The sequence below is a fragment of the Cohnella terricola genome, from assembly GCF_007786475.1.
Lineage (GTDB): Bacteria > Bacillota > Bacilli > Paenibacillales > Paenibacillaceae > Cohnella > Cohnella terricola.
Map to the genome: position 1 here is coordinate 17,531 of NZ_VNJJ01000028.1, position 12,557 is coordinate 30,087.

The following is a 12,557-nucleotide window of genomic DNA, read 5'->3' on the forward strand; positions in this document are numbered from 1 at the left end:
GAGCTCTTCCACCTTGATGATTTATGGAATATGTATTCCAAAAGGTACTAATTCCATTCTACCGTCAATTTCAGAATGATGTCATGTTGTTTCATGTGGTCGTTTCCCACCTGAAAGTTGTAAATCAAGCCATTGGAACTGTTTAGGAGGTGGTTTACTCCCATTATCAGCTTTTCCCGTCCCCTAGGTTGTAAAGCTATTTTAAATAACAAAAAGCGATAACTGGGTTACCAATCATCGCAAAAAATATTAGATAATTTAATAATGAAAATTATTTTGGTGTAACAACAACTTTTATCTCCTCTAGTCCATTTTTACGGAATAAAGATACGAGGGCTTGCTTCCTGGTCTTGCCTATTGCTGCATATACTCTCGTTTAAAATCTCCATAAATTAAAAACGCATCAGCTAATATTTCTTTCAATTCATCGTAATTGCGGAATATCGGCTTCCTCACTTTATCATTTTCCAGACCATCTAGTTGTTCTTTTAATAATCCCCATGTCCCACCCATCTTAAGCTCAGAATTTTTCCATACAGACCATATAAATTCTGCTACGCCATATTTCAAAGAGATATTGAATTGAAACTTATAATCATCATGCATTTCTGTAATCTTAAAGAATTTTTCCTTCTTATTAAATGAAGCCTCGAACCCTAATTCATTAATAATGTTTACTACTTGGTTACTTTCATATTTCTCAAAACTCTCACTAATATTAAATTGATATTTTGCGGCTAGACTCTTATATCTTTCAATAAATTTGATCTTCGCAAAAGCGTATTCAGTATCTTTATCTAACATTTTTATTCAATCCCATCCCTAATGGCTTGAGCACATGAATTTATTGATTTTCTCAGAAATGCACTGAAACTGTCCCAAACCAAAACAGGAGGGCCATCTCCTTCAACATACTGATAAACTGGAGGGTCATTACCTTCCGATATAACAAAGAAATTGAATTCATACCCTTGATGCATAGAAAAAACAAAAGCATCCGTTGGTAGGATAAAGGTTTCTTCGTTTTCTATCAAAAGGTCTTCAGCTTCTTTTCTTAATTCTAAAAGATCACCTACATTTCGAAATAATATATCTGTTCCTTGAAAAAGCAATCCTGCATAATGACCTATTGCCAATAGAAACTCGTGGTATTGGTCTGGTAATTTTAACCCTAATGCTTGTTCGCACTTCTTCACTTCCGACGCAGTAAATCCTTGAATCTCGCTATCATTTGCAATATTATATTCAGTCAATAAACTGACTATTGCTTTCTTATCCATTGTTATCACCTATTTTTACGTGGTCCATGACTTTTTATATCATCAACGTTAGGAAACTGCTTTTAAACTGTTTTATCACACCTGAACATGATTCGCAAAATGGCACAGATGAACTTTTCCCGAAGCGTTTCTGGGCCATTGGGGGCTATTTGCTCTAGAATTTTCACCGCTGCACCTAAGATTCTTGGATTACCATTAGGGGTTGTTATCGTCACTAATTTACGCTTATAGGGCACTTAATATTCGGGCTAACTAACACCAATAGATGCTTTAGCTTTTCATCCTCTCTATCGGGGCGGAGTATTCTACAGTTACATAATATTTAGGAAATCCTGTGAGAAAGCGAACATAATAAAAAGCAGCTCAATCATGGTAGTATGACCATATTCGACCTGCATTTCTTAACGAAAAAGCATTGTTTAGGTTATGAAAATAAAGCATTTGATGTGCGTACAACCGCAATGGAGAAATCTTTATACGGGTATTACATGGGTTAGATGTGTTACTTATTGAATGATATGTTCATTCGGCACTGGGTAGCCCCAGCCCTGGTTGATGTAATGTGCATATAATTCAACTGATAACTTCGACACTCTGCATCTTTGTTTTAAGTGATTCGATACGCAGACTTAAATCCTTAGCATAATTTAAACCTAGCTCATCAACAAAGTTATTAATATCAAAAACTTTAATAATATCATCGACTTGCTCATAGATTCGGACGGATAGTATTCCTTTTCCAATTTGTAAATGAGCTAAACTAATATAAAATATGGTTTTCTCAGTTTCACCTTCTTCAATTACATTTGCAAATTCATTCAAACATCGTCCCCCAGCTTGCAGAGCATTTAATCCATCATTAATTGAGTTACAGAATACCTCTTCAACATATTCGGTCAGCTCATTGTAGTCCCATTCTTGCATCGTATTCTCCTTTCTGCCTACTTTATTTCCTTACCACCTTTGAGCGGCTAGCTCGCATTGTGGCTTTAATGCTTGTACGGGTCTGTCAATAATTTTGTGTTGTCAGAGGCCCATTACTATATACTTTCGAACCATTTTTTATAACACCTATATTTCTTGGAAATCCAATACAAATCCCAATGTTTTTTTTATTAATTATTGAAGTAGATATTTGTATTGAGACCGCCTCAAAAACTTGTTCATTATCTTCCGAATCTATGACTAAAACAGACTCTCCAATCATCTCTTTAATTTTTCCATAACTCAAATTATCTAATTCTGGATTTACACCACCAATAACTATACCTTTATTCTTAACTTCAAAATATCCGCTAATTTCAAATAACATCAAGAAAACCATTCCTTTCTATCTTTGATCTATATACAATAAATCTTTGACATACTTTAATTTTATATTAGCATTTCACAGTCTTGTAATTGCGTCTCTTAGAGAGTATCGCTCTTTCTGCACTTGTAAACCTGGTACACTTACAAATATGTACTAATATTAAGAGTCGCAAACTATTCCAAACGATGCTTTGCCTTTTCTTCCTCTCTATCGGGGCGACGTATTCTACAGTTGCGTAGCATTTTCAAAAAACCTGAGGGAAAACGAAGATAACATAAACGGGTCAATCATGGTGGTATCTGACCATAATCGACCTGTTCAATGTAAAGGAAAACCGTTATTTGGGGTATAAAAGTAAAGCATTGACGTGCGTACAGAGAGTTTGAGAAATCTTTATGCATGTAATACATGGGTTATATGTGATACTTTTTGTATGATGGGTTCATTCGGCATTAGGAAGCCTTCATTCAATTGTGATTTTTTTCGCTAAGTTTTCAATATATCTTTGACCTTTATCATTAAAGAATCAACTATTTCTTTAGTATGGGGATTCTCGATAAGGTATTCATCACAAATTTCATTTAAACAGCTATAAAATTTCGAATTTTCTATATTGATTTCATTATACTCATACGTTTGCATAAATATCGTTATCCCGTCCTTAGTTGAATCAACTCCATCAGAATGCTCAGGTAACTCATATCCCATCATATGATCCTGCCAAGGATCACCTTTCGATAGACATTCCAATACCTCAATAAGTTCACCTTTCAAAAATGAAAAATAATCTTGAATAATTGACGATTCATTTTCTAGCATCTGTGGTCCTCCTAATTTCCATAGTTATTCCTCTTTAATACAGGGTTGTAACTATCAATCTCACCTGTATGTGGATTTATCCATCCTACAAATTTCAAACCATTGGACGCTGTTCCTTGTATAACTTTTTGCCCTCCTCTTGTAGTTATCAATGTACCCTGTTTCCAAGGCTTCTTTTCCAAGAATTTTAATATCTGCATCACTAAAAAATTTCGGGTCATACAAAGTTTTTTTGTAAGTTGAAGCTTTAAACTCACCATTATAAAGATATTGACCTCTTTCTTGTTTTCCTATTTAATAACTAACATCATAAATTCCATCAATATTAGGATGCACCAGCTTTGGATACTCCTTGCGGTGTTGTTAAATGCGTGTAAACTCATTTGAATAATAAATTATAGTCCCGTTACCCTTAGTAACCGACTCAACTGCATCATCACCATATTTAGCTTTGGAAATATGCTTCCCAGTCTCCCCCGAACATAGGATTCTGAGCTTCCCAAGGAAGACTACCATTACCCGTCCTCTTATAGGAGAAGCACAAGTAATTTGTTAAAAATTAAGAAAAAAATCAGGTCAAACATGGTAGTATCTGACCATAATCGACCTGCTTCGTGTATCGGAATAGCTTAATTTAGGTTACAGAATATTAGCATTGGATGTACGTACATGCAAAATGGCGAAATCTTTATAACGGGTGTTACCTGGGTTATTGTTGGTTTAATGATGGATTCATTCGTAACTGGGCAGCCCCACCATACCAAGTTCTAATTTATAATCCCCTCTCAGAAAGTTCAATACATCCTCTGTCTTCACAGGAAATAATAAACGAAGTAGAGTTTCCTTGAAATACAAGTTTTTTGCCACAGCGGGGGCAAGCGATGTCAGTGTTTCCTTTTTCACAAAAGTCATCGACTGCATTATATAAGACAGCATATTCTGCTTCTGTTGGTTCTTTCTTATTAATATCCATAAAGTATTCTCCTCATATATTCGTTATATTCATCTATTTTTTCCAATAAGTTTTCCTTTAAAAGCTCACTCTATGTAATTTCATGACATGCTACTTTAATAAAAGGGTTGTTTTTTGGCATTTGGGTTGCAAGTAACAACGAATACAGATTTTTTCACTCCATCTTAAATTTACATTGATCAATATTTCTCAAGCAATTCAATAATACTATCTTGTTTGCAATGTTTCGCCAAAGTAACCGCATCCATATCTTTCATAAACTCATTAGTATACTTTATTTTAGCATCTACTCCATTTTCCAACAATAATTTAGATGCATCATAATTACCTTTACGAATAGCAGTAAACAAGGGGTTTAGTTTAGGCGTACTTACATCAATCTTAATATTTTTCGACAACAACAATTTAACAATTTCATTTTCAGATTCTAAAACTGCATTATTCAATTCAATCCCATTGAACTTGTTTAAATCAGCCCCTAATTGAATTAAATCATTTACCATTTCAACATTCCCTGATTTAATAGCTACATTTATTAGCGATCCGTCCTTTGTAATTATATTACAAAGAGTAGAATTATCATTAATCATTTTTCTATCATTATTTATGATACCGTTTCTCAGTTTCTCTGAATTATCAATTATTTCATCCGATTCCCCCCATAAACATTCAATATTGTAACGTCTTTCATATTCTTGATATTCATTAGACCCTGGCTTAGGTCCATCAATTACAGCCCTAATAAATTCTTCTGGAGGGCAGTAATGGTGCTCTGTTACATAATGAATTATCATGCTTGGAGATGCATATTTGTTCTTACCATCTTTACTAATAACCCGGATTTCTGATAAACCGAGTGTAGTAAACTTATCACTACATAAACTACAATTCACGTTCCCTCTGATCTCGTTAAAAGATTTAATTGTATATAGCCTTAAGTTTTCAATAAAATCACTTGATACAATTCCCTTTTTATAAACATTGACTCCATTTATCCATCCAATGTTTTGTGCATTTTCAAAATGGTGAAGAGAATAATAAGTCAAATCTTTGTAGTAGACAGTCATTAATAACTCTCCGTTCATTAATAATATGTCGGTTAACTTCAGTATACCGTGTTTGGCCGGCATAGATGAACTGACTGCCTGGTATTGATGCTTTTAACTCTTCCACACTGATTCCGATCTTTGTCGCGCCCAATGCTGTTCCAGCTCCTGAGATGACAGTAAGTGTCTATCGTAAAGTAAAAGTACCCCGAAAAATCATCATGCTCTACCCAAAAAAATCGTGCAAAATTACCCATCATGATCGACCTGGGTAAAACGAATGACGATTGAGAGACCGATACCCTTCGTAGCGATTCAATGAAGGGTGCGGGGACGGGAGATGCTGAAGATGAGCCAAGTCGAGACGATTAAAGAATTGCAGGCGAAGGGGTTGGGACCGGTCGCAATTGCCGAACGCCTGAACATTACACGAAAGATGGTTAGTAAATACATGGCGGCAGATGGCTTTCAAGAAATACCGAAAGAACAGAAGGAAACTCAGCCTTCCAAGCTAGATCCGTTCAAACCGCTTATCCAGCAATGGTTGGAGGAAGATCGCAAAAACCGGTACAAGCAGCGGCACACCGCAATGCGAATTCACAAGCGACTCATGGCTGAGTGTGAGGGCTATGACGCCTCTTATCCGATCGTCCAGCGCTACGTGAAGAGCTTACGTGAGTATCGATATCAGGAAGGCACGCTTGAGCTCGACTGGCAGCCGGGCGAAGCACAAGTCGATTTCGGTGAAGCTGATTTCTACGATGCCGCTGGCGAGAAGCGAATGTACAAGTATCTGTGTGTGAGCTTCCCTTATAGCAATGCCGGTTACGTGCAGCTATTCGGTGGAGAAACGGCAGAGTGTGTTGCGCACGGCCTGCAGGATATCTTCCACCGCATCGACGGCGTACCTACGCGCCTTATCTTTGATAACGCTAGCGGCGTTGGCCGCCGGGTCAGCGAAAATGTGCGGATCGCCGAAGTGTTCCTGCGCTTCAAAGCGCACTATGGCTTTCAGCTCACCTTTTGCAATCCGTACGCCGGCCATGAGAAAGGAAACGTCGAGAACAAGGTCGGTTACATGCGACGTAACCTCTTTGTTCCCCTTCCGACCGTAACCGATGTGCAGGCATTTAACCGAGAGCTTCTGGAGCGGTGCGAAACAGACTGGCAGCGCGAGCACTACAAAAAGGGCGCTCCCATTGACCTACTGTTTGAAGACGACAAAAGGGTGTTTCTCTATCTACCGAAGACGCCGTTTGGCGCCTGCCGATACACACGTGTGAAGACCGACGGCTACGGCAAATTCCTGGTCGACGGTAAGCACTTCTACTCATCCGCTCCAGAGTGGGCCGGTCGCGAACTCGTTGTCCGAATCGGCGCCCACACGGTTGAACCGCTTGCCCCGAGCGGCGATCCGATTAGCATACATATCCGCATGTTCGGTAAGCAGCGGACAGATAGCGTCGATGTGCGGACCACGCTCAGTCGCCTGTTACAAAGCCCGGGTGCCTGGAGAAACAGTCTGATTCGCAAGGCGCTTCCCGACCGGCTACGAGAGGAAATGGACGGACTGGACCGCGCTGAGCTTCGAGAAGCACTTCGCACGATGCAGGATCTCTCCAGCCGATACGATTTTGACACGGCGCTGCAGGCGATGGAGCAGGCCTCGCAGCTCGGACGATTGACAAGCGCGAACAGCGTGGTGCTGGCGGCGAGGCTCTCGACGTTTGAACCTGAAGAAACGAGCAGCGTTAATCTCGGTGTATATGATGAGCTGCTGCTAACGACAGGAGGTTCCGTTGAATGAGCCTGATACGCGAACGCGAGACGCTCCGCAGCGAGATCTCCGTCTTCTGCAAAAAGCTAGTGCTTAGCCAGCGTGCCGTACAACTATGTGAAACGGAGGCGACTCCCAAACAAGAGGAGTTCCTCCACCGTGTTCTTGCCGAGGAGATGGAGAGCCGTGAACGCAGTCGCCGAGCCAGGTTGCTCAGCCGTGCCGGATTCCCCGTCTACAAAACGTTGGGGTTACGACAGGCATGGTATGAAGCTGCCGTCGTCGCTAACGTGGAGCGACCTGGCCGATGGGACGTTTATTCAAGGCAGGCGAAACCTTGTGCTTTACGGCCCGGTTGGTACCGGCAAGACGCACCTAGCGATTGCGACGGGCCTTCGCGCTTGTGAACTGGGCATGACGGTGAAGTTCTACACGGTCGCCGAACTCGTGATGCGATTGGCTGAAGCAAGGCGCGGCGGCACGCTTGAGCGGTTTATGAGCGAGATCCAGCGCTGCCAGCTCCTGATTTGGGACGAGTGGGGCTATATTCCCGTCGACAAGGAAGGCTCGCAGCTTCTATTCCGTGTCATTGCCGATAGCTACGAAAGCCGAAGCCTTGTGATTACAACCAATCTCGAATTCTCCAAATGGGGGTCTGTCTTTACGGACGACCAGATGGCGGCCGCAATGATTGACCGACTCGCGCACCATGGACACTTGCTCGTTTTTGAAGGCGAAAGCTACAGAATGAAGCATGCACTAATGAAGGAGCGCTGAGAAATTACCCCTGACGATGATGGGTAAAAATGCACGATTTTTTTGGGCAATTTTGCTTGACGAAATACAAACATTTCATTTAAAAGCAAACGTACAATGGTGGTAACTGACCATAATCGACCTGTTTTAGCGTAACGAAAAATCATTATTTTGGGCTTACCCGCCCGATTCATTCTGTACTTGGGTTAGTCTATTCATCATCGCTGAGACAAGAACATGGGAAAAAAACCACATCCTATACCAATCAATTCTGATGCTCATTATTTGTTCCGTGCAATAATAAAATTAGAAAGTGTTTCTTTACTCTGTAAAATGTTGTTACTTAAAAAAAGTAAAAAATCAAATTCTTCGGGATCAGAATCATAAATTATCATTCCTGGATCAATATACGGTTCATATATTATTTCACAAATTAAATCACCTTGATCTATTAACTTAAAATTTCTCATTTTATTATCGGTATATCTATTTGAGCATTCGAAACTATCTATACAAATTCTGTGTTCTTTATTATCTAAAAAGAAATATACATCATTATTCTTTACAAAAACACCAACCATATTTTTGTTTTCCGTATATCCAGAAATCCCTTGCACTTTGCCATCAACTGCATCCATATCTACAATTTTATAGTCACTACCATTCCAAAGTGTATACTTTTTATACAGCGAATAATTACTTAATATTACATCATTCACCACAAAGCAAAACCCTCTCAATATTTAGTCAACTTTTGGTCTAGAGAATATTAAATCGTAAGTTTTGCATATAGAGAAAAAAATCACAACAAGGTCAATTCTTTCTCTAAATTATTTTTATTCGTCTATTGGCGTTAATCTATCAATAAACTAGGCTTATTCCTTGGAATAAGTCTTATTAAAAAATCTATCGAGAATTTTGAAATTAATATTGGTTTGTTGGCCGTGTATCCAAATTCACATTTATTAACTTATATTGTTGAATTGCTCTAATACGTTATAAATTCTTACTACCAGGTCCCTCCTTTCCTCTTCTATCAGTTGCTCATCACGAATATCCTCCACATGGAATAGTTGCAACTCCTCTTTAATCCTATATAAGCCTTCTATTTTTGTGTTTCCAAGTTTCAAAAGATTTTCGGCTAGCGTTGTATACACGATTATTTTTTCACTCAGTGTATTCTTACAATCTCGTTCAAAACGATTAAGAACTCTATCAATTATTTCTTCTTTATTTATGGTGTCTGTGTTGATTTGATCAAAGAATTTATTAAGTTCATCTGTCAATTCTTCATAGTACCAACATACTCTTGGATAATAATCCAAAGGTTTATAATCCAATTGTTTAAGAACATTGTCTTTACGCGAAATTAATTCATTGTATTGATCTCTTGATAATATATTCTCTTGTTCTATTAATTTAAAATCTAGTACTGATATTGTATCCATCATATAATCCTTAAAAGTGTTTAGAATCCTTACATGAGAAACTAAAATTTCTGCAATAATAACACTTATCACCGCTTTATCTGTCTCACTTTTTTTCATTGACATATCATATTCATTAAATGTCCTTGCAATTGCCTCCTTACTACTCATTTTTTCCTCTTCTTTAAACTCACTATACGTCTCATTTATATATTCCGAGTACTCCTCATAACATGTGGCCATTTTTATAGAAACCTCCGAAAATTTTTTTGAAGTCTTAGGTGGAATAGGGACATCACCATTATGAACTACTTCGATTGTAATTTTAGAATATTTTTTGTCAAATTATTGGATAATTTTATTACAAATATCAGATGTATCCTTGTCAATAAATAGCTTGAGTTTTTTATTTTTTTTTATTCTCATGCTGACTGTATTCTTCTCAAACAGGACCTCATCGTCTCCCAGTTCCATCTTGGCTGCGCCGGGGATATGAAATACTTTGGTTGTCGGCTTCTCGAATACCGTTCTCGACTTCATTTCTTCACTGCCGCCGCGGGCGGCGTTCACGGCTATCGCTTTCTTCTCGATCCCTCTCGGAAAATACACCTTGATCCGAGCCCCTTCATCCGGCATACAGTGAAAGAAGTTGTTACCTTCCGGTGAATAAGGGAACCACCAGTTTCCTTATTCATCATGGCGGCCATCGATTTCCAGATGAACCTTTACCATGTTGTTTCCGCGCTTCACAACCCTTCCTTCCAGCGGCGCTACTAGGCAACAAAAAAACAGGCAATCATGGTGATATCTGACCATAATCAGCCTGCTTAATGTAACGGAATAGAGGAATATATAGGTATTACATGGATTAAATGTGTTTTTGGTTGAATGATGGGTTCATTCGGCACTGGGTACCCCCACCGCAATATTTCCATAAACTCTGGGTCGTTAGACCATAAAGTAAGCCCCGTTAAAATTAAAGAAATTAGCCAACTATTATCAATTAAATCCTATCATTATTTTTCAGGAATATATAAATTATCCACAAACTCAGAGAAACTTTTAGAAATTAGTCGGATGTATTCCTCTCTTAACTCGTTATCTTCTTCAAAGTAATCCATATCACAATGATATACACTACCTCTATCTTTCCCATCAATTGATAAACAAATCAAACTCCCCGCTGGGTCAATTCCAATTGGAAGAAAATTACTTGGTACCACTTGCACCAAATTATAACTTCTTAATTTTTCTTCTAGATTTATTTCATTTTCTATTGATAGAGGAAAAAACATTGAAACAGACGATGTTATTACGCCTTTCTTAGTTGTATCATTAGTTTTAAATCTTCTTTGCTCAGTTTTCCCTCCATTTTTAGACAGCAAAAATTGTTTATAATCATCAGGGAACAATATATCATACTTATTTTCAAAATTTTCGATTTCTTTAATACCAATAGGGGTAAAAGAATATTCAAAATCTAAATTTTTCATACAATTAACCCTCTTTCCTGTTCATTTTGTTTTTCTCAATCAGAGTATAATCTATCAATCAATTCAGAAAAGGAGTCGCATATTAATTTAATTTTATCCTCATTCACTGATTCCTCATCATAGAAAACTACTGTCGGAGAATCTTTAGCATCACAGTAATTAAAACAAATCAGTCCCCCAAATGGGTCTCTTGCAAATGGAATAATACCTTCCGGAAGTGAAGTTAATTCATAAACAACTTCTATATTCGCATCCTTGCTTGTAAAACTTAATAGACAATCAAAGACTGCTCCACCCTCATCATCATTAATATCATAAATATTAGGCTCAGGGTAACCACCGTTATTTTTTTTTATACATTCACGGTAATCATCTGGAAATCTAACACCAAATGAATTCTCCACAGCAATAATTACTTGCTCATCTATCGCTCCATCCGTAAATAGCCAAGTTACTCGTCCCATTGTATCATCCCCAAAATACTATTCTTCAGTTTACCTGTTCTACCGTCTTCTCCACCACCCCAAATTGCTCTACCACCTGTGTGACCCGAAACCTGATGTTCATAGTAATACACTCACCCTTTTAAAATCCTTCATTTATTTGTTGAAGCAATATTTTTAATTCTTCTTCATCAAATAAATCCTGATTCTCGGGTACTTTTATCAATAGTTCGGGAAAACGTCTAATAAATGCTTTTCTTTTTTCCATCTGTTCGTCTTTTTCTAAAGGCCAATTTCCCGTCTCCGCATAAACCATTACTTTATATGCATCCTGGTCTGACTTTAGTGCTTTCTCCATATTTTCCTTAGAGATATCGTAAAAAACAGGGTACCCATATGGGCCTTGCGGCCACGTAATTTGAATTTTATCACCCTTCTCGATAATGGCAAAACCATTCCCCTGGTGTATTCTCTCCATAAATAATTCCTTCTTTCGAATTTACTGTTAAGGATAAACATCAGATATTGTATATCCTCCTGATGGAATCTGATCGACCACAGCCTCTGGAACACCACCACTCGTGTATCCACCTGGAATCCAGTATTCAGGCCATGCACCTGTTTCATTTCCTGATGGAATCCTAATATTAGATGGATTATTTATATCCAATATGATTGGATGTTTTCCTAAATAACCCGGATCTAACTCTACTGAATACTTCTTCAGAGGATTACCCGTCCCCTTAATCCCTGCTTCTGGTTCTGACTTCGGCGCTGGTTTTGGCTTTGGTTCTGGTTTTGGCTTTGGTTCTAGTTTTGGTTTTGGTTGTGGTTCCGGTTTTGGTTTTGGTTGTGGTTCTGGTTTTGGCTCTGGTCCCGGTTTTGGTTTTGGCTCTGGTTCCGGTTTTGATTTTGGTTGTGGTTCCGGTTTTGGTTTTGGCTCTGGTTCCGGTTTTGGTTTTGGTTTTGGTTGTGGTTCCGATTTTGGTTTTGGTTTTGGCTCTGGTTCCGGTTTTGGTTTTGGTGCTGGTTCCGGTTTTAGTTTTGGTTTTCCCATCTCCTCAATTTCAATTTTTCTGCCCTAAGACCAACCATCCGTTAGAGCATCTGACCTTGCCCCGAATAGATGGACACAGAGAAACCCTCTATAATAAAAGACGGAGGGATTTTCAATGGGGCAACGGAAGAAGTTTGACAAAGCATTTAAGGAGCAAGTCGTATTACGCATTCT

16 protein-coding genes and 1 pseudogene are annotated in these 12,557 nt (G+C 38.5%); 2 read left to right on the plus strand and 15 right to left on the minus strand.

Annotated features, from left to right (window positions below; genetic code table 11):
- Positions 1 to 21 precede the first annotated feature (21 nt).
- The 8 genes and pseudogenes from FPZ45_RS26105 to FPZ45_RS24600 all read right to left on the minus strand — a co-directional run.
- Positions 22 to 81: pseudogene (locus FPZ45_RS26105) on the minus strand (HNH endonuclease); the annotation flags it as partial.
- Between the two features lie 273 nt (positions 82 to 354).
- A complete protein-coding gene (locus tag FPZ45_RS24570; protein WP_144707304.1) occupies positions 355 to 804 on the minus strand; it encodes a hypothetical protein in 450 nt (149 codons plus the stop codon).
- Between the two features lie 2 nt (positions 805 to 806).
- On the minus strand, positions 807 to 1,280 hold the full coding sequence (locus tag FPZ45_RS24575) for an SMI1/KNR4 family protein (protein WP_144707305.1): 474 nt from the start codon (positions 1,278 to 1,280) through the stop codon (positions 807 to 809).
- Positions 1,281 to 1,853: 573 nt separating this feature from the next.
- Positions 1,854 to 2,204, minus strand: coding sequence for an Imm3 family immunity protein (locus FPZ45_RS24580; protein ID WP_144707306.1), 351 nt, complete (start codon positions 2,202 to 2,204; stop codon positions 1,854 to 1,856).
- A gap of 85 nt (positions 2,205 to 2,289) precedes the next feature.
- Positions 2,290 to 2,595 (minus strand): hypothetical protein, encoded by a 306-nt coding sequence (locus tag FPZ45_RS24585; RefSeq protein WP_186438559.1) that lies wholly within the window; start codon positions 2,593 to 2,595, stop codon positions 2,290 to 2,292.
- Between the two features lie 483 nt (positions 2,596 to 3,078).
- Entirely contained in the window at positions 3,079 to 3,411 is a 333-nt protein-coding gene (locus FPZ45_RS24590; RefSeq protein ID WP_144707307.1) for a hypothetical protein, read from the minus strand.
- Between the two features lie 772 nt (positions 3,412 to 4,183).
- Positions 4,184 to 4,384 (minus strand): hypothetical protein, encoded by a 201-nt coding sequence (locus FPZ45_RS24595; RefSeq protein ID WP_144707308.1) that lies wholly within the window; start codon positions 4,382 to 4,384, stop codon positions 4,184 to 4,186.
- A 179-nt stretch (positions 4,385 to 4,563) separates the two neighbouring features.
- Positions 4,564 to 5,451, minus strand: a complete 888-nt coding sequence (locus FPZ45_RS24600) for an ankyrin repeat domain-containing protein (RefSeq protein WP_186438560.1) — start codon at positions 5,449 to 5,451, stop codon at positions 4,564 to 4,566.
- 328 nt (positions 5,452 to 5,779) lie between these two features.
- On the opposite strand from FPZ45_RS24600, the gene istA reads away from it, so the two are divergent.
- Entirely contained in the window at positions 5,780 to 7,237 is a 1,458-nt protein-coding gene (gene istA / locus FPZ45_RS24605) for an IS21 family transposase (protein WP_222430815.1), read from the plus strand.
- A gap of 156 nt (positions 7,238 to 7,393) precedes the next feature.
- Positions 7,394 to 7,984: an IS21-like element helper ATPase IstB gene (gene istB, locus FPZ45_RS24610; RefSeq protein WP_246120584.1), complete on the plus strand. Its 591-nt coding sequence runs from the start codon at positions 7,394 to 7,396 to the stop codon at positions 7,982 to 7,984.
- Between the two features lie 260 nt (positions 7,985 to 8,244).
- Here the strand turns inward: istB and FPZ45_RS24615 are convergent, their stop codons facing one another.
- The 7 genes from FPZ45_RS24615 to FPZ45_RS25480 form a co-directional block, all read right to left on the minus strand.
- Positions 8,245 to 8,685 (minus strand): hypothetical protein, encoded by a 441-nt coding sequence (locus tag FPZ45_RS24615; protein WP_144707311.1) that lies wholly within the window; start codon positions 8,683 to 8,685, stop codon positions 8,245 to 8,247.
- Between the two features lie 243 nt (positions 8,686 to 8,928).
- Positions 8,929 to 9,633: an Imm3 family immunity protein gene (locus FPZ45_RS24620; protein ID WP_144707312.1), complete on the minus strand. Its 705-nt coding sequence runs from the start codon at positions 9,631 to 9,633 to the stop codon at positions 8,929 to 8,931.
- Between the two features lie 102 nt (positions 9,634 to 9,735).
- Complete coding sequence (locus FPZ45_RS24625) at positions 9,736 to 9,999, minus strand: hypothetical protein (RefSeq protein ID WP_144707313.1); 264 nt, start codon at positions 9,997 to 9,999, stop codon at positions 9,736 to 9,738.
- A 407-nt stretch (positions 10,000 to 10,406) separates the two neighbouring features.
- On the minus strand, positions 10,407 to 10,883 hold the full coding sequence (locus FPZ45_RS24630; protein ID WP_144707314.1) for an SMI1/KNR4 family protein: 477 nt from the start codon (positions 10,881 to 10,883) through the stop codon (positions 10,407 to 10,409).
- Between the two features lie 35 nt (positions 10,884 to 10,918).
- On the minus strand, positions 10,919 to 11,347 hold the full coding sequence (locus FPZ45_RS24635) for an SMI1/KNR4 family protein (protein ID WP_144707315.1): 429 nt from the start codon (positions 11,345 to 11,347) through the stop codon (positions 10,919 to 10,921).
- Between the two features lie 121 nt (positions 11,348 to 11,468).
- Positions 11,469 to 11,804 carry a hypothetical protein gene (locus FPZ45_RS24645; RefSeq protein WP_144707316.1) on the minus strand — a complete coding sequence of 112 codons (336 nt, stop codon included), beginning with the start codon at positions 11,802 to 11,804 and terminating at the stop codon, positions 11,469 to 11,471.
- A 27-nt stretch (positions 11,805 to 11,831) separates the two neighbouring features.
- The gene (locus tag FPZ45_RS25480; protein ID WP_186438561.1) at positions 11,832 to 12,383 is read right to left on the minus strand and encodes a hypothetical protein; all 552 of its coding nucleotides are present in this window, start codon (positions 12,381 to 12,383) and stop codon (positions 11,832 to 11,834) included.
- Positions 12,384 to 12,557 lie beyond the last annotated feature (174 nt).